Here is a 15203-nt window from a genome sequence, read left to right on the forward strand (position 1 = left end):
CACCGATGTGGTGTACGTCGCTCTTTGTTTCGGGACGATCGTTCAGGTAGTTTTCACCCTATGGGTGCGTACCTTCTGCTTGCGCTGGCGATCGCCGCCGAGGTCTCCGCGACGGTCTCGCTGAAGCTCTCCGAGGGCTTCTCCAAGCTCGGGCCATCGATCGTCGTGGTGATCGGGTACGCGATCGCGTTCGTCGCGCTTTCGCAGGTGCTGAAGCTGGGGCTGTCCGTCGGCGTCGCGTACGCGATCTGGGCCGCGGCCGGGGTCGCGCTGGTGGCGATCATCGGCGTGGTGTTCCTCAAGGAGCCGGTCAACGCCGCCATGATCGCCGGGCTGGCGCTCGTGATCGGCGGGGTGGTGCTGATCGAGCTGGGGAGTGCGTCATCGTGAAACTGCAGGTCGACGGCCGGAAGGTACGCGGGGAGAAGCGGCGCGCGGAGATCATCGCGGCCGCGCTGCGCGTGATCGAGCGAGACGGCGTCGCGGGCGTGACGCACCGGACGGTCGCCGCCGAGGCCGGCGTGCCCACGACGTCCACGACCTACCACTTCTCGTCGCTGGACGACCTGCTGGTCGCGACGCTCATCTCGTGCGCCCGCGACATGGCGACCGAGGTCTACTGGATGATCGACCGCGCCCGCTCCCGCGGCTCGCGCGGCGCCGAGGAGGTCGCGGGCCTGCTCGCGGAGGCGCTCGGGCCGCGGCGCGGGCGGACCATGGCCGAGTACGAGCTGTACCTGCTGGCCGCGCGGAAGCCGGAGCTCCGCCCGGCCGCGCGGCGCTGGCTGGACGTCCTGACGTCGATGGTGAGGCACGACGACGAGGTGGCGTTCCGGGTGTTCCTCGCCGGGATCGACGGGCTGCTGATCCAGGGTTTGATCGACGACGGGCCGCCGTCCGCGGACGAGCTGCGGCCGGTGGTGGACTACCTGCTGAAACCGCGTTGACGCTTGGCTTAGTTTCGGATCATGCGGACTTTCGGTGCCTACGAGCTCGACGACGACCGGACGCGGCCGGACCTCGAAGTGGTGTGGAAGTTCCTCTCCACCGAGGCCTACTGGGGCCGCTGGCGCACGCGCGAACAGGTCGAAGCCGCGATCGAAAGCTCGTGGCGGGTCGTCGGCGCGTACCGCGATGGGGAGATGGTCGGCTTCGCGCGCGCCTTCTCGGACGGCGTCAGCAGCGCCTACCTCGCCGACGTCTTCGTGGTGGACTCCGCGCGCGGCAGCGGGCTCGGCAAGGAGATCGTGCGCGAGATGATCGACAACGGGCCCGGCGCCGGCTTCCGCTGGATGCTGCACACCGCCGACGCGCACGGGCTCTACCGGCAGTTCGGCTTCGGCGAGCACACCAAGGGCCGCTACCTCGAACGCGAAGGCGTCAACAAGGAAGCCTTGCGCTGAAGGGCGAAGTACAGCGCGCCCGGGACGGCCAGGCCGATCAGCCACGAGATGTCGGCGCCGCCGAGCAGGGGGGCCATCGGGCCGACGAAGATGCCTTCGACGTTCGAAAACGGGATCTGCACGGCGATCCCGGCGAAGTACGCGATCAGCGCCGGCGCCGCCCAGCGGCCGTAGCGGCCGTTCGGGTCGTACATCGCTTCGAGGTCGTAGGACTCCCTGCGCACCAGGTAGAAGTCGACCAGGTTGATCGAGCTCCACGGCGTCAGGAAGTACAGCAGGAAGTCCAGGAACAGCACGAAGTTCCCGAGGAACTCCCCGCGCCCGAGCACCGCGATGACCCCGCCGAGCACCCCGACGATCGCGATGTACCCGACGCGGGCCTGCTGCGACAGCGCGGCTTTGCGGCTGAACGCGGTGAGCGCGGTCGCGACCGTCATGTACCCGCCGTAGATGTTCAGCACGTTCACCGTGAACTTGCCGAGCGCGATCGCCAGCAGCAACGGGATGAGCAGCGCCTTACCGCCGAGGCCGACGACGTACGCGACTTCGTGGCCCTTGAACGCCTTCCCGGCGACGGCGTACGCGAGCGCGCCGAACGACATCGCCCACGTGGCGCCGAGGACCGTGCCGCCGTAGGTCCACCAGAAGGTCGCGCGCACCGACGTCGCCGACGGCAGGTAGCGCGAGGTGTCCGCGACGTACGGGCCGAACGTCAGCTGCCACGACGCCGTCAGGGAGAGGGCGAGCAGGAACTTCGGGAAGTCGAGGGTCGGCGCACTGAGGACGGCGCCGAGGTCGTGGCCGCCGACCAGGCGGACCGTGAGGTACACGAAGACGACGACGCTCAAGGCGGAAGCCACCCAGCCGAACCGGTGGATCAGCCGGTACCCGACGATCGCGATCAGCGCGGAAAGGGCGGCGTACACGCCGATCGCGGCGTCGGCCGGGAGGCCGGTGATCTCCGCGACGGCCTGTCCGCCCAGGACGTTCCCGCTGGCGAAGTACCCGAGGTACATCACGACGACCAGGACCAGCGGCAGGACGGCGCCGTACACGCCGAACTGCGCGCGCGACTGGATCATCTGCGGGATGCCCAGCTTCGGGCCTTGGGCGGCGTGCAACGCCATCGGGACGCCGCCGAGGACGTTCCCGCCCAGGACGGCGACCAGCGCCCACAGCGGGTGCACCCCGACGAGCACGGTCAGCGCCCCCGTGACGGCCGACGTGATCTGCATGTTCGCCGCGAACCAGAGCGTGAAGAGGCTGCGCGGGTGGCCGTGCCGTTCGGTCTCCGGGACCGGGTCGATGGACCTGCGTTCGAGCGTCGCCGCCACGGTGTGCCTCCTGCTGATCGTGCTTCGGGAGGTATTAACCGTCGCCCGGCGGGCCGGTCCTAGGCCTGTGGCGGCGATTTCGTCTGGTATTCCAGACGGCTGCCTGGTCAGGCGGAGGTCGCGCCACTCCCGTCAGTCGCCGGGGGTGACGGGCCGGATCACCGCGTGAGGTCGGTGCGGAGTGCTTCCCACGATCGGGGGGAAATCCGGAGGGTTCCGCCCGGGCGGTCCTTGGTGTCGCGGATCTGCACCACTTCCGCGAGCGCCACTTCGACGCACTCGGCTTCGGGCCCGCTGTGGCTGGACTTCCGCCAGGTCATGAAGCCTCCAGTTCGGCGATCACCCCCTCGATGAACTCGTGGGATTCGGCCGAGTCCATGGCGAGGGAGGTCATGGTCCGCGCGGCCGACTTGTAGTCCGCCACCTGATCCTCATCGTAGAGGTAGGCGCTGCCGCGGTACTGGTCCAGAAAGACGATCGCGGGCAGGTCGGAGTACTCGAAGACGCTGAAGGAACCGTTGAGCCCGGGGTGGTAGTCGCCGCCGGACGGAACGATCCGCGCGGCGAGCTTCGACGGGAGTTCGAGGAGGTGGCGAAGCTGGTCGAGCAGGGTCTCGGCGCCGCCGATCGGCTGCCGGAGGGCGGATTCGCCGATGAGGATGGAACATTCGGGCGCGCCGCGCTCGCGGAGCGCGGCCTGGCGGATCATGCGGACCCGCAGGCGCGATTCGAGCAGCTGGGCCGGCGTGCCGCCGCGAACCAGGACGGACCGCGCGTAGTCCGGGGTCTGCAACAACCCGTGCACCAGCATCGGCTGCCAGCTGAAGATCGAGGCGGCGGTGCGCTCGTACTCGGCCAGCGTGGTCAGGACCGGTGGGGCATCCGGCATGTCGCGCTCGAGCCAGTTGGGCTCGCGGGCGTTCTCCGCCAGCTCGAGCAGCCGCGTCCGCTCCTCGACGCTGACCTGCATCCGCCCGAGCAGGAGCGCGACCTCCTCGACCTTGGGCACCCGCAGCCCGAGCTCCCAGTTGGACAGGTCGCCCGGGCGGACGTCCGCCCCGCGAGCCAGCTCGCGCAGGCCGATGCCGCGCGCCTGGCGCGCCTTCCTCAGCCCGAACCCCAGTGCTCGCGACCGGGGTGTCGCTATCGGTGGTGACATGACCGCAGTGTGTCATCGGCCACCGACAAAAACGTGCCCGGCACTGTCGCCGATCCGCGACAGCGCCGGGCCGTGAAACCTGACCTGTGAAACCTAACCCTTGTTCTCGTACACCGGCGTGATCACCGCGCGCGCCAGTGTGTGGCCGAACATGGTGAAGCCCAGGAACGCCGGGGTCGCCTCACCATCGACCTCGAGCTTGTCGACGTCGAGCGCGTGCACCGCGAAGTAGTACCGGTGCGGGCCGTGGCCGGGCGGGGGAGCCGCGCCGAGGAACTGCTTGACGCCGCCGTCGCCCTTCAACGTCACCGCTCCGTCGGGGAGGCCGGAGCCGTCGCCCGCGCCCGAAGCCAGCTCCGTCACCGAGGCCGGGACGTTGAACACGGCCCAGTGCCAGAAGCCGCTGCCGGTCGGGGCGTCCGGGTCGTAACACGTGATGGCGAAGCTCTTCGTCTCCGCGGGGAAGCCTTCCCAGGCCAGGTGCGGCGAGCGGTCTTCGCCGCCGGCGCCGAAGATGCCGGACAAGTGGGGCGTGGCCAGGGTTTCGCCGTCGGCGACGTCGGTGCTCCGGACGGTGAAGGACGGCACGTCGGGCAGGGATTCGTACGGGCCGGGTGCTTGCGGCATGGATCCTCCTGATCATGGAACTGGAGTCTTGCGCCAGGTTAGGCCCCTCCCGCCACCCCCGCGTGTCAGGGACGGATCTCAGGGTCTTTCGGGGGGTTACCCCCATGTGCCGGCCATCCCTTCGCCAATACCGTTTTCGCAGCAGAGGAAACAACTGAGGGGACCAACGACCATGGCGCGCCCGCTTCTTGCCGTAGGTGGCATCGTCCTGATCGGCGTCGGCCTGGCGACCGCGTTCGGCTGGGGCTGGGGATCGGACTTCGAGAACACCAAGACGCTTTCGGAGTCGATCCGCAGCGTGAAGCTGGAAGGCGACTCGGGCTCGGTGAAGATCCGCGCGGGGTCGGGGCCCGCGACGGTCCACCAAGAGGTGAACTACCACTGGCGCGGCAACCCCGGTGACACCTTCTACCGCGTCGAGGGTGACCAGCTCGTGCTCACCGACTGCGGGACGAACTGCTCGGTCGACTTCGAGGTCGTCGTGCCGGCGAACATCCCCGTCACCGGGAAGGTCGACTCCGGTGGCCTCGACATCGCCGGGATGGCGAGCGTGGACGTCCAGGCCGACTCTGGGCACGCCCGGGTCGAGGACGTGCCCGGCCTGGTGAAGCTGCGGCTCGACAGCGGGGGGATCGACCTGCGGAACGTCGGGGAGGTCCAGCTGCACGCCGACTCCGGCAGCATCAGCGGCACCGACGTGCGCGGTCCGGTCGACGTGACGTCGTCGAGCGGGAGCGTCGAGTTCACCCTCGCCGAGCCGAACAACGTCAAGGTGAAGGCCGACAGCGGCAGCGTCGAGGTCGCCGTGCCGGGCGGGCCCTACCGCGTCCTCGGGGACAGCGACAGCGGGCACCGCGAGATCGACGTCCCGACCGACGGCTCCGCGCCGCACACCCTCGACCTCACGACCGACAGCGGCAGTGTGACCGTCCGCGCCGCCTGACCCTTTCTCACCACTGGAGCTTCCTTCACCATGGGCAAGATCGAACGGCGGGTCCTGGCCGCCGCACTGGCCGGCGCCATCACGATGTTCGGCGTCGTCGGCTTCCTCCGCAGCGAACCGGAACGCCCTGCGCCCGCGCAGGGCGTTCCGGTCAGCGTCACGTCCCCGCACCTGGCGAAGCTGGCCGTCGTGCACGTCCGGTGAGACCCCGTGAGCGGAGTCACACCCGTTCGGGGCGAGTTCGGGCGCCGAGGCCGGGAACAAGAACCCGGAGCCGGTCGTTAGGCTGGACGTAGAGGTTGAGCGCAGTCGACTCAAGTCCAGCTTGACGCGACACGCGAAGGCCCGATAGAACTTGCCAAGGCCCCGCTCAAGGCGGGGGCGAACGTGCAGGTCACGGACGAAGCAGGCTTACACAGGAGGAAAGCACCATGGCGCGAGCGGTCGGCATCGACCTCGGCACGACCAACTCGGTCGTCGCCGTCCTTGAGGGCGGCGAGCCGACGGTCATCGCCAACTCTGAAGGGTCCCGGACCACCCCCTCGATCGTCGCCTTCGCCAAGAACGGCGAAGTGCTGACGGGCCAGCCGGCCAAGAACCAGGCCGTGACGAACGTCGACCGGACGATCCGGTCCGTGAAGCGGCACATCGGCACCGACTGGAAGACCGAGATCGACGGGAAGAACTACACGTCGCAGGAGATCAGCGCGCGAGTGCTGATGAAGCTGAAGCGCGACGCCGAGGCGTACCTGGGCGAGACGATCACCGACGCGGTGATCACCGTCCCGGCGTACTTCGAGGACGCGCAGCGGCAGGCCACCAAGGAAGCCGGCCAGATCGCCGGCCTGAACGTGCTCCGCATCGTCAACGAGCCGACCGCCGCCGCGCTGGCGTACGGCCTGGACAAGGGCGAGAAGGAACAGACCATCCTGGTCTTCGACCTCGGTGGCGGCACGTTCGACGTCTCGCTGCTGGAGATCGGCGAGGGCGTCGTCGAGGTCCGCGCGACCTCCGGTGACAACCACCTCGGTGGCGACGACTGGGACGAGCGCATCGTCAAGTGGCTGGTCGACAAGTTCAAGGCCACGAACGGCATCGACCTGACCAAGGACAAGATGGCGCTGCAGCGCATCCGCGAGGCGGCGGAGAAGGCGAAGATCGAGCTGTCCAGCTCGAACTCGGCCGGCATCAACCTGCCCTACATCACGGTCGACGCCGACAAGAACCCGCTGTTCCTCGACGAGCAGCTCTCGCGCGCCGAGTTCCAGAAGATCACCTCGGACCTGCTCGAGCGCACCCGCAACCCGTTCAACAACGTGATCCGCGACGCGAACATCGCCGTCGGCGACATCGACCACGTCGTGCTCGTCGGTGGTTCCACCCGCATGCCGGCCGTGTCCGAGCTGGTCAAGGAGCTGACCGGCGGCCGCGAGCCGAACAAGGGCGTGAACCCGGACGAGGTCGTCGCGGTCGGCGCGGCGCTGCAGGCCGGTGTCCTGAAGGGCGAGGTCAAGGACGTCCTGCTGCTGGACGTCACGCCGCTGTCGCTGGGCATCGAGACCAAGGGTGGCGTGTTCACCAAGCTCATCGAGCGCAACACCACGATCCCGACCAAGCGCTCGGAGATCTTCTCCACCGCGGACGACAACCAGCCGTCGGTGCAGATCCAGGTGTTCCAGGGTGAGCGCGAGATCGCCGCGCACAACAAGAAGCTCGGCATGTTCGAGCTGACCGGTCTCCCGCCCGCCCCGCGTGGCGTGCCGCAGATCGAGGTCACCTTCGACATCGACGCGAACGGCATCGTGCACGTCCTGGCCAAGGACCTCGGCACGAACAAGGAGCAGTCGATGACGATCACCGGTGGCTCCGCGCTGCCGAAGGACGACATCGAGCGGATGGTCAAGGACGCCGAGGCGCACGCCGAGGAAGACAAGACCCGCCGCGAAGAGGCCGAGACCCGCAACCAGGCCGAGACGCTGGTCTACCAGACCGAGAAGTTCCTCAAGGACAACGACGACAAGCTGCCCGAGGACCTCAAGGCCAAGGTCAAGTCCGCGATCGACGAGTCGAACGAGGCGCTCAAGGGCACCGACTCGGCGAAGATCCGCGAGTCGATCGAGAAGCTGAACACCGCTTCGCAGGAGCTGGGCACCGCCCTGTACGCCAACGCGAACGCCGACACGGCCGCGGGTGCGGCCGGCGCTTCGGGCGCGGCCGGTGGCGACGCCGGTGCGGCCGGCGCGACGGGCGCCAAGGCCGATGACGTGGTGGACGCCGAGATCGTCGAAGAGGACGAAAAGAAGTGACCCACAGCTACGACGAATCCGAGAACCAGGGCCGCGGCCCCGAGGAGCCGGTGGTCGTGCGGGACCGGCGCCGGGTGGACCCCCAGACCGGGCAGGTCCGCCCGCCCGGTCCGGCCCACGCCGCGCCGGACCCCGACGAGGAGCCTGTGGAGCACGCGGGCCCCTCGCTGGGCGAGTCCATTGTGGACGACTCCGTCGTGGTGGTCTCCGGCGTGGAGAAGGAGCTGGCCGAGCGCACCGCCGACCTCCAGCGCCTGCAGGCCGAGTACGCCAACTACCGCAAGCGCGTCGAGCGTGACCGCGAGGCGGTCGTCCTCGGCGCGAAGGCGACGGTGGTGAACGACCTGCTGCCGCTGCTCGACGACCTCGAGCGGGCCGAGCAGCACGGTGACCTCACCGGGGCGTTCAAGGCCGTCGGCGACAAGCTGATCACCGGGCTCCAGCGCGCGGGGCTCGAGTCGTTCGGCGCCGAGGGCGAGGCCTTCGACCCGAGCGTGCACGAAGCCGTGCAGCACAACACCTCGCCCGACGTGGCGGGCCCGACGGTCACCGTGGTCATGCGCCGCGGGTACCGCTTCGGGGACCGCGTGCTGCGGGCGGCGCTGGTCGGCGTGACCGACCACGAGCCCGGCGCGGCCCCGGTGGACCCGTCCGTCGGTGGCGAGCTGCCACTCGACGGGCGCCTCGATGACCAGCAGCAGTAAGCAGTATCCGGTTCCAGTGGGAGGAGGAGACGCCCGATGAGCGCACGGGAATGGATCGGCAAGGACTTCTACCGTGAACTGGGCGTCTCCTCCGACGCCACAGCCGACGAGATCAAGAAGGCCTACCGGAAGCTGGCCAAGGAGAACCACCCGGACGCGAACGCCGGCAACGCGGAGGCGGAGCAGAAGTTCAAGGCCGTCTCCGAGGCGTACGGCGTGCTGTCCGACACGGCCAAGCGCAAGGAGTACGACGAGGCACGGCGGCTGTTCGGCGGCGGCGGGGGCGGGTTCAACTTCCCCGGTGGCGGCGGCACCGGCAGCTTCGACGTCGGGGACATCTTCGGCCAGGCCGGCGCCGGGCAGCAGGGCGGTTTCGGCGGGCTCGGCGACATCCTCGGCGGGTTGTTCGGCCGCGGCCGGACGACGGCGGGCGCGACGGCGAACCGGCCCCAGCGCGGGGCCGACGTCGAAACGGACGTCCGGATCGACTTCACCGAGGCGGTCAAGGGCGCGACCCTGCCGCTGCGGCTGTCGAGCCCGGCGACCTGCTCGACGTGCGGCGGCAACGGCGCGAAGCCGGGCACCTCGCCGCGGACCTGCCCGACCTGTTCCGGTTCGGGGCTGGTCAGCCGCAGCCAGGGCGCGTTCGCGTTCTCGGAGCCGTGCCGCGACTGCCGCGGCCGCGGGCAGATCATCGACGACCCGTGCCCCGAGTGCGGCGGCGAAGGCGTCAGCACGCGGACCCGCACGCTGACCGTCCGGATCCCGTCGGGTGTCGACGACGACCAGCGGATCCGGCTGGCCGGCCAAGGCGAGCCCGGCCGGGGTGGCGCGCAGGCGGGCGACCTCTACGTCCGGGTGCACGTGGCTCCGCACGCGCTGTTCGGGCGCAAGGGGCTCGACCTGACGATCTCCGTGCCGGTGGACTTCACCGAGCTCACGCTCGGCACCACGATCACCGTGCCGACCCTCGAAGGCAAGGTCTCGCTCAAGGTGCCGCCGGGCACCGCGAGCGGGCGGGTGCTGCGCGTGCGCGGCAAGGGCATCGCCAAGCGTGACGGCGCGCAGGGTGACCTGCTCGTCACCCTCACCGCGGCGATTCCCGCCAAACTGGACGACAAGGCGCGCGAAGCTCTGCAGGCGTACGCCGAGGCGATGGCCGGGCACGACCCCCGGCCCGAGATCACTGAGCTGCTCGAAGGCAGGTGAGTGGGATGTTCGGCGGGATTCCCCAGGAGGGGGACGAAGAGACCCCGGTGTTCGTCATCTCGGTGGCGGCCCAGCTGGCGGGGATGCACGCGCAGACGTTGCGCACCTACGACCGGCAGGGCCTGGTGTCCCCGGGCCGCACGTCCGGTGGCGGGCGGCGCTACTCGATGCGGGACATCGCGCTGCTGCGCGAAGTCCAGCGCCTGTCGCAGGAAGACGGCGTCAACCTGGCCGGCATCAAGCGCATCATCGAGCTGGAGAACCAGGTCGACGCGCTGCGGGCCCGCCTGCAGGAGCTGACCGAAGAACTGGCCGCGGCGTACGCGGCCGGGGAACAGGCCGCGGCGGCGGCGCACGCGTCCTACCGCCGGGACCTGGTTCCGCTGAACCCGCAGACCGCGATGGTGGTCTGGCGGCCGAAGCGCCGCTGACGTCCTGAGCACGCAAAGCCCTCCCCGGGTCTCCGGGGAGGGCTTTCGCGTTCAAGCCTTGAAGTTCAGCAGCTGCCGGACCTCGGCGGTCCGCGACTCGATGACGCGGCGGGCCAGGTCACGGGCGTCGGCGTTGATCCCGCCGGCGGCGCCGTTCTCGGTCTGGGCCAGCTCGACGGCGCCCTGTTGCTGGCCGGTCAGCACGTCCAGGTACTTGCGCGTGAACTCCGTGTCGTTCGTGGACTTCAGCGTGCCGACGAGGTCGGGCGCGGTCATCTTCATGCCGCCGTGGCCGGCGTGGACGTGCGGGTTCATGTCCATGCTCTCCGGCCGGTTCCAGGTGCGCAGCCAGCTCTTCATGGTGTCGACCTCGGTCTGCTGCGTCACCTCGATCGCCGCCGACAGCTCCTTCACCGGCGCCGGGAGCGGGCGCTGCTTCGCCAGCCGGACGATGTCGATGCCCTGCTGGTTCTGGGTGAGCAGCATCTGCAGGAACATCACGTCGGCGTCGTTGAACTTCGCCGGGGTCCACGTCGCGCTGCTGCCGCAACCGGCCAGCAGCAGCGCGACGACGACCAGGACCAGCCTCACTGACGCTGCCAGAGGGCCGGGGTGCTCGGCGGCTCCCAGCCCGCGATCGCCGTGTGCGGCTGGAGGCAGCGGTAGCTCACGCCGTTGTAGGTCACGACGTCACCGGCCTTGTACGCCGTGCCGGCCTTCCACGTTCCGCTCGACGGCGGGGTCGTCGTCGGGGGCGGGGTCGTGGTGGGCGGCGGGGTCGTGGTCGGGGGCGGCGTGGTGGTGGGCGGCGGGGTGCCGCCGCCACCGACCTGCAGGTCGATGCAGCTGTAGAAGGCGTTGGCCGTGTCGGAGATGTTCCAGATCGCCAGCACCTTCACCCGGCCGGAATACCCGGACAGGTTCACCGTGTGCTGCACGGTCGCGGGCGGCTGCTGGCCGTTGCCGTTGAACGACGCGACGAGCGTGTTGCCGACGTAGTACTCGTAGCTCTTCGTGGCGTGCCGGGCGGTGAACACCCAGTTGAACGTCACCGAAGAACCGACCGACTTGGCCGGCCACGGCTTCGACTCGTCGGCCAGCTCGGCGAACTGCGCCAGGCCGGCGTTGCAGCTGCGCAGGCCCTTGGGGCCTTCGACGCTCTGCGGTTCGTAGACGATCTGCCCGCAGTTCGGCACCTTCCCGGCCGCGCAGTTGGCCTGGCGGCTGGGCGGGTCGGAGACGTACCCGTGGGCACTCGCGGAGGTGGCGGGGAGGACGACGACCAGCACCGGCGCGAGGATCGCACCGGCGGCGGCCGCGAAGAGCTTTCGCTTCAGGGTCATTTCGGCTCCTCGTGGGGGAACGGCGGTGTTCCGGAGGGAGGACGAACGAGCACGTCCGGGGAAGACGTGGTCTAGACCATAAGGCGATTCGGGCACAACGGTCAACAAACAACGGCCGTTCGGAGACTTCGCTAGCCCGCTCGGCTCAGTGCGAAGGTCGGGCCGGTTGCTGCAGGTGTTCGCCGAAGAAAGACGTCACTCGGCGCCATGCGTCCTCGGACGCCTCGTGGTGGTAGGTGAACCCGACGACCTTGAGCAGCAGGTTCAGCGGCGGCTTGACCTCGATCTTGTTGGCGAACCCGTGGCTGGCGCCGTCGTACTCCTCGACGTCGTGCGGGATCTCACGCTCGGTCAGCGCGGTCTCCAGCTTGGCCGCGGCCCCGCGCAGCGAGAAGTCCTTCTTGCCGAAGCTCGCGACGATCGGGCACGCGTCGTCGAGCACCGACAGGTTCTTCGGCAGCTGCCCGTAGTACGGCGCCGACGCTTCGAAGCCGCGCGACGCCGCGACGAGCGCGAAGCCGCCGCCCATGCAGAACCCGGCGATGCCGATCCGGCCCGAGGAGTCCGGGCGCGCGGCCAGGAGCGCGCGCGACGCCTCGATGTCGTCGAACGTCCGGCCCTGGTTCGCGAACATGTCCGAGAACACCCGGCGCACGCACCGGCGGAAGCCGCCCCGCGCGTACAGGTCCGGGCTGAGCGCCAGGTAGCCCTCGCCGGCGAAGCGGTCGGTGATGTTCTTCGTGTCCTGGCTCAGCCCGAACGCGTCGTGGATGAGCACCACCCCCGGGTGCGGGCCCTCGCCGGCGGGCTCCGCCAGGTAACCGCCGATGGTGCCGTCCGAAACCGGAATAGTCGTCTCCATATAGCGACGATAGCGCGTTCAGTCCAGGGTGAACGGGTCGTAGGAGATGCGCTCGAGGTCGATCCCGGCGGCCAGCAGCTTCGCGATCGTCGCCTGGATCATCGGCGGTGAGCCCGACACGAGGACGTCGTGGTTCTTCCACTTCCCGCGCTGGGTCACCGCGTGCGCGAGCGTGCCGCGGTCACCTCCGGTCACCGCGCCCTCCTCGGTGACCGGGGTGACGGTCAGCCACTTCGACACCGCGGAGATCCGCCGCAGGTCGTCCAGCGCGTAGAGGTCTTCCGGTCTTCGGCCGCCGAAGAAGAGGTGCACCGGCGGGTTCCGCTTCCAGTGCGCCAGGTCGTCGAGGATCGACACGAACGGGGTGACGCCGGTGCCGCCGGCGATCATCAGGAGCCGCCGCCGGGTGGTCGTCGGCCGGACGAAGAGGTTGCCCATCGCCGGGCCGAGGCGCCAGACGTCACCCGGTTTGGTGTGGTTGACGATGCTGCCGCTGACCCAGCCGCCGGGCACCGTGCGGATGTGGAAGCTCATCTGACCGTCGCCGCGCGGGGCGCCCGCCGGCGAGAGGTACCGCCACATGCGGGGGCGCTGCGGCACCTCGACGCTCACGTAGCTGCCGGCGCGGTACGGGAGCAAGCCCTCGGTCTGCACGCGCACCAGTGCGACGTCGCGGTTGAGCTTGCGGTGCTCCAGGACGGTGGCCGCCCACGCCGCCGGCCCGGTCTCCGCCTGGGCGGCCTCGCGCATGGTCTTGGCGATGATCCCGTACGCCGTGGTCCACGCGGACTCGACCTCCGGGGTCCACTTCTCCTTGAGGAACCGCTTGAGGGCGGCCAGCAGCGCGATCCCGACGGCGTCGTAGTGCCGGGCGACCACGGCGAACTTGCGGTGGTCGCGGCCCAGCTGGCCGAGGAAGGTGACCAGCTCGTCGGGCCGGTCGACCATCTGCACCACGTACACGATCGCGCGCAGCAGCCTGCTCCGCTGCGTCGTCATGGTGACCGGGAAAAGATCGCGGCAATCGGGGGCGACCACGAACAACGCGCCGTAGAAGTACTGCGCCAGTTCGTCGGCTTTCGGCTCGACCGCCGCAAAACTTTCGCGGATCAACCGGGCCAGCTCGCGGCCTTCGACGGCCGAAACGGGAACGGCTTCGGGCGGTTCGAAGACCTTTACGGATTCAGCAGTCATCGGGAACGGTGATCTCCAGTCGTGCCAAGGATTTTCCACGTATGCATGCGGCGTCGCTGTCGCTGTGCCGCCCCCGAGGGTTCCCGACTGTAGGCGCATTCCCGTGCAGATGCGCGTGATTCCGCGCGGTCCCGCTCGAACGGAGCAATTTCACCACGCGCGGTAAACCTCGCCTGGCGCAGCGTAAAAACGATCACCCGAACGGATTCGGTGGACCCGGTAACAATTTCCGGAGTTCGGCCGACTCTTTCCCGGTACGAGTGTCGGACGCGATTTTCCGAACTAGTCGATCGTGAACGGGTCGTACTGGATCTGGTCCAGCGCGCTGCCCGCCACGAGCATGCGCGACACCGTCGCGCGGATCATCGCCGGCGAGCCGGCCACCAGGATGTCGTGGTCCGGCCAGGAGCCGTACCGGGTGACCGCCTCGGCCAGCGTGCCCTGCTCGAACCCGGGGACCTCACCGCCGCGCTCGACCACCGGCGTGATGTGCAGCCAGGGGTTGACCGACGCGAGCGCGCGCAGTTCTTCCAGGTCGTAGAGGTCCTCGCGGGCCGGCCCGCCGTAGAACATCCAGACCTTCGGGTTCTCGCCCCACAGCGCGAGGTGGTCGAGGATCGACCGCAGCGGGGCGACGCCGGTGCCGCCGGCGACCATCAGCACGCCCCGGGAGGACTCCCGGTCGACCGTCAGCCGGCCCAGCGGCGGGCCGAGCCGCCAGACGTCGCCGGGCTGGGTGTGGCTGACGATGGCGCGGGAGACCCAGCCGCCGTCGATCGCGCGGACGTGGAACTCGATGCCGCCGTCCTCGCGCGGCGCGTTGGCCGGCGAGAGGTAACGCCACAGCCGGGGCCGCTGCGGGACTTCGATGCTCATGTACTGGCCGGGGTGGTAGGGCACCGGCTGGTCGGGCAGCAGCCGGACCAGGGCGAGGTCCCAGGTCAGCCGCCGGTGTTCGACCACGGTGGCCTGCCACGACGGCGGGTTCGTGTCGGAGGCGGCGGCGTCCTGCATGGCCCGCGCGGCGATGGTGAACGCCTCGGCCCACGCGCGCTCGACCTCGGGCGTCCACTCCCGGCCGAGGTGGTTCTTCAGCGACGCCAGCAGCGCGGTGCCGACGGCCTCGTAGTGGCGCGGGACCACGCCGAACTTGCGGTGGTCGCGCCCCAGCTGCCGCAGGAACGGCGCGAGGTCGTCGGGCCGGTCGACCATCTGGACGATGTGCACGAGCGCGCGCACGAGCCGGCCGCGCTGGATCTCCATGTTGATCGGGAAGAAGTCGCGCGTGGTCGGCGCGAGGGTGAACAGCATCCCGTAGAAGAACTGGGAGATGTCGGCGATGTAGGGCTCGGACTTCGCCCAGCTGTCGCGGATGAGCTGGACCATCGCGGTGACGGCCGCCGGTGCTTCACGCGGGCTCGACGACCGCGGGAACGGGCTGACGGAATCGGCGGTCATGAGTCGGTGTCGGCCGCTTTTGGGGGGTCCAGGGGGGCCTGCCCCCCGGCCGGGGCCTGGGGCTCGGCCCCAGAAGACACTGGTCGGGGACGGCTGAGCGGGAGCACCCGGTCATTCACCGCCGGCCCGGGTGCGGCGAACGCGCTTCCGCTCAACACCGCCTCCTGGGTCCATCGCCACTGCTGCCACCTCGACACTCGGACGCGCCGCGCGCGCGGCTCGTCCGCAGG

At 69.8% G+C, this 15203-nt stretch carries 18 protein-coding genes; 9 read left to right on the plus strand and 9 right to left on the minus strand.

Going from position 1 to position 15203, the window contains the following annotated elements:
- Positions 1-60 precede the first annotated feature (60 nt).
- The 3 genes from ACZ61C_RS15100 to ACZ61C_RS15110 are packed head-to-tail and all read left to right on the plus strand — an operon-like array spanning position 61 to position 1403.
- Positions 61-390 carry a DMT family transporter gene (locus tag ACZ61C_RS15100; RefSeq protein ID WP_465306857.1) on the plus strand — a complete coding sequence of 110 codons (330 nt, stop codon included), beginning with the start codon at positions 61-63 and terminating at the stop codon, positions 388-390.
- The gene (locus ACZ61C_RS15105) at positions 387-947 is read left to right on the plus strand and encodes a TetR/AcrR family transcriptional regulator (protein ID WP_465306859.1); all 561 of its coding nucleotides are present in this window, start codon (positions 387-389) and stop codon (positions 945-947) included. The genes ACZ61C_RS15100 and ACZ61C_RS15105 overlap by 4 nt, the downstream gene beginning before the upstream one ends.
- 21 nt (positions 948-968) lie before the next feature.
- Positions 969-1403, plus strand: coding sequence for a GNAT family N-acetyltransferase (locus ACZ61C_RS15110; RefSeq protein WP_465306861.1), 435 nt, complete (start codon positions 969-971; stop codon positions 1401-1403).
- Here the strand turns inward: ACZ61C_RS15110 and ACZ61C_RS15115 are convergent.
- The 4 genes from ACZ61C_RS15115 to ACZ61C_RS15130 form a co-directional block, all read right to left on the minus strand.
- A complete protein-coding gene (locus ACZ61C_RS15115) occupies positions 1361-2737 on the minus strand; it encodes a purine-cytosine permease family protein (RefSeq protein ID WP_465306863.1) in 1377 nt (458 codons plus the stop codon). The two genes, ACZ61C_RS15110 and ACZ61C_RS15115, sit on opposite strands and share 43 nt — an antisense overlap.
- A 158-nt stretch (positions 2738-2895) precedes the next feature.
- Entirely contained in the window at positions 2896-3057 is a 162-nt protein-coding gene (locus ACZ61C_RS15120; RefSeq protein WP_465306865.1) for a DUF397 domain-containing protein, read from the minus strand.
- Complete coding sequence (locus ACZ61C_RS15125) at positions 3054-3896, minus strand: helix-turn-helix domain-containing protein (RefSeq protein WP_465306867.1); 843 nt, start codon at positions 3894-3896, stop codon at positions 3054-3056. The genes ACZ61C_RS15120 and ACZ61C_RS15125 overlap by 4 nt, the downstream gene beginning before the upstream one ends.
- A 93-nt stretch (positions 3897-3989) precedes the next feature.
- The gene (locus ACZ61C_RS15130) at positions 3990-4523 is read right to left on the minus strand and encodes a YbhB/YbcL family Raf kinase inhibitor-like protein (protein ID WP_465306869.1); all 534 of its coding nucleotides are present in this window, start codon (positions 4521-4523) and stop codon (positions 3990-3992) included.
- 172 nt (positions 4524-4695) lie between these two features.
- Between ACZ61C_RS15130 and ACZ61C_RS15135 the strand changes: the two genes are divergently transcribed.
- The 6 genes from ACZ61C_RS15135 to ACZ61C_RS15160 all read left to right on the plus strand — a co-directional run bounded on the left by ACZ61C_RS15135 (position 4696) and on the right by ACZ61C_RS15160 (position 10116).
- Positions 4696-5466 (plus strand): DUF4097 family beta strand repeat-containing protein, encoded by a 771-nt coding sequence (locus ACZ61C_RS15135; protein WP_465306871.1) that lies wholly within the window; start codon positions 4696-4698, stop codon positions 5464-5466.
- Positions 5467-5496: 30 nt separating this feature from the next.
- Positions 5497-5670: a hypothetical protein gene (locus ACZ61C_RS15140; protein ID WP_465306873.1), complete on the plus strand. Its 174-nt coding sequence runs from the start codon at positions 5497-5499 to the stop codon at positions 5668-5670.
- A gap of 227 nt (positions 5671-5897) precedes the next feature.
- Positions 5898-7772, plus strand: a complete 1875-nt coding sequence (gene dnaK / locus ACZ61C_RS15145) for a molecular chaperone DnaK (protein WP_465306875.1) — start codon at positions 5898-5900, stop codon at positions 7770-7772.
- Positions 7769-8476 (plus strand): nucleotide exchange factor GrpE, encoded by a 708-nt coding sequence (grpE, locus tag ACZ61C_RS15150; protein WP_465306877.1) that lies wholly within the window; start codon positions 7769-7771, stop codon positions 8474-8476. The genes dnaK and grpE overlap by 4 nt, the downstream gene beginning before the upstream one ends.
- 36 nt (positions 8477-8512) lie before the next feature.
- A complete protein-coding gene (dnaJ, locus tag ACZ61C_RS15155; RefSeq protein ID WP_465306879.1) occupies positions 8513-9685 on the plus strand; it encodes a molecular chaperone DnaJ in 1173 nt (390 codons plus the stop codon).
- 5 nt (positions 9686-9690) lie between these two features.
- Positions 9691-10116 (plus strand): heat shock protein transcriptional repressor HspR, encoded by a 426-nt coding sequence (locus ACZ61C_RS15160; RefSeq protein ID WP_465306881.1) that lies wholly within the window; start codon positions 9691-9693, stop codon positions 10114-10116.
- 51 nt (positions 10117-10167) lie between these two features.
- On the opposite strand, the gene ACZ61C_RS15165 is transcribed toward ACZ61C_RS15160, so the two are convergent.
- The 5 genes from ACZ61C_RS15165 to ACZ61C_RS15185 form a co-directional block, all read right to left on the minus strand.
- Entirely contained in the window at positions 10168-10707 is a 540-nt protein-coding gene (locus ACZ61C_RS15165) for a DUF305 domain-containing protein (RefSeq protein ID WP_465306884.1), read from the minus strand.
- A complete protein-coding gene (locus tag ACZ61C_RS15170; RefSeq protein WP_465306886.1) occupies positions 10704-11459 on the minus strand; it encodes a lytic polysaccharide monooxygenase in 756 nt (251 codons plus the stop codon). Before ACZ61C_RS15170 ends, ACZ61C_RS15165 begins: the two co-directional genes overlap by 4 nt.
- A gap of 145 nt (positions 11460-11604) precedes the next feature.
- Complete coding sequence (locus ACZ61C_RS15175) at positions 11605-12321, minus strand: dienelactone hydrolase family protein (protein ID WP_465306888.1); 717 nt, start codon at positions 12319-12321, stop codon at positions 11605-11607.
- An 18-nt stretch (positions 12322-12339) separates the two neighbouring features.
- Positions 12340-13443: a globin domain-containing protein gene (locus tag ACZ61C_RS15180; RefSeq protein ID WP_465307052.1), complete on the minus strand. Its 1104-nt coding sequence runs from the start codon at positions 13441-13443 to the stop codon at positions 12340-12342.
- A 354-nt stretch (positions 13444-13797) separates the two neighbouring features.
- Positions 13798-14973: a globin domain-containing protein gene (locus ACZ61C_RS15185; RefSeq protein ID WP_465306890.1), complete on the minus strand. Its 1176-nt coding sequence runs from the start codon at positions 14971-14973 to the stop codon at positions 13798-13800.
- Positions 14974-15203: the final 230 nt, after the last annotated feature.

It is taken from the genome of Amycolatopsis sp. NPDC104587, assembly GCF_055583645.1.

What these genes read in the sequence shown, in the direction of transcription:
- ACZ61C_RS15100 (WP_465306857.1), top strand. Translation starts at nt 61, where the DNA reads ATGGGTGCGTACCTTCTGCTTGCGCTGGCGATCGCCGCCGAGGTCTCC.
- ACZ61C_RS15110 (WP_465306861.1), top strand. Translation starts at nt 969, where the DNA reads ATGCGGACTTTCGGTGCCTACGAGCTCGACGACGACCGGACGCGGCCG.
- ACZ61C_RS15120 (WP_465306865.1), bottom strand. Translation starts at nt 3,057, where the DNA reads ATGACCTGGCGGAAGTCCAGCCACAGCGGGCCCGAAGCCGAGTGCGTC.
- ACZ61C_RS15125 (WP_465306867.1), bottom strand. Translation starts at nt 3,896, where the DNA reads ATGTCACCACCGATAGCGACACCCCGGTCGCGAGCACTGGGGTTCGGG.
- ACZ61C_RS15130 (WP_465306869.1), bottom strand. Translation starts at nt 4,523, where the DNA reads ATGCCGCAAGCACCCGGCCCGTACGAATCCCTGCCCGACGTGCCGTCC.
- ACZ61C_RS15135 (WP_465306871.1), top strand. Translation starts at nt 4,696, where the DNA reads ATGGCGCGCCCGCTTCTTGCCGTAGGTGGCATCGTCCTGATCGGCGTC.
- ACZ61C_RS15140 (WP_465306873.1), top strand. Translation starts at nt 5,497, where the DNA reads ATGGGCAAGATCGAACGGCGGGTCCTGGCCGCCGCACTGGCCGGCGCC.
- dnaK (WP_465306875.1), top strand. Translation starts at nt 5,898, where the DNA reads ATGGCGCGAGCGGTCGGCATCGACCTCGGCACGACCAACTCGGTCGTC.
- dnaJ (WP_465306879.1), top strand. Translation starts at nt 8,513, where the DNA reads ATGAGCGCACGGGAATGGATCGGCAAGGACTTCTACCGTGAACTGGGC.
- ACZ61C_RS15160 (WP_465306881.1), top strand. Translation starts at nt 9,691, where the DNA reads ATGTTCGGCGGGATTCCCCAGGAGGGGGACGAAGAGACCCCGGTGTTC.
- ACZ61C_RS15170 (WP_465306886.1), bottom strand. Translation starts at nt 11,459, where the DNA reads ATGACCCTGAAGCGAAAGCTCTTCGCGGCCGCCGCCGGTGCGATCCTC.
- ACZ61C_RS15175 (WP_465306888.1), bottom strand. Translation starts at nt 12,321, where the DNA reads ATGGAGACGACTATTCCGGTTTCGGACGGCACCATCGGCGGTTACCTG.
- ACZ61C_RS15185 (WP_465306890.1), bottom strand. Translation starts at nt 14,973, where the DNA reads ATGACCGCCGATTCCGTCAGCCCGTTCCCGCGGTCGTCGAGCCCGCGT.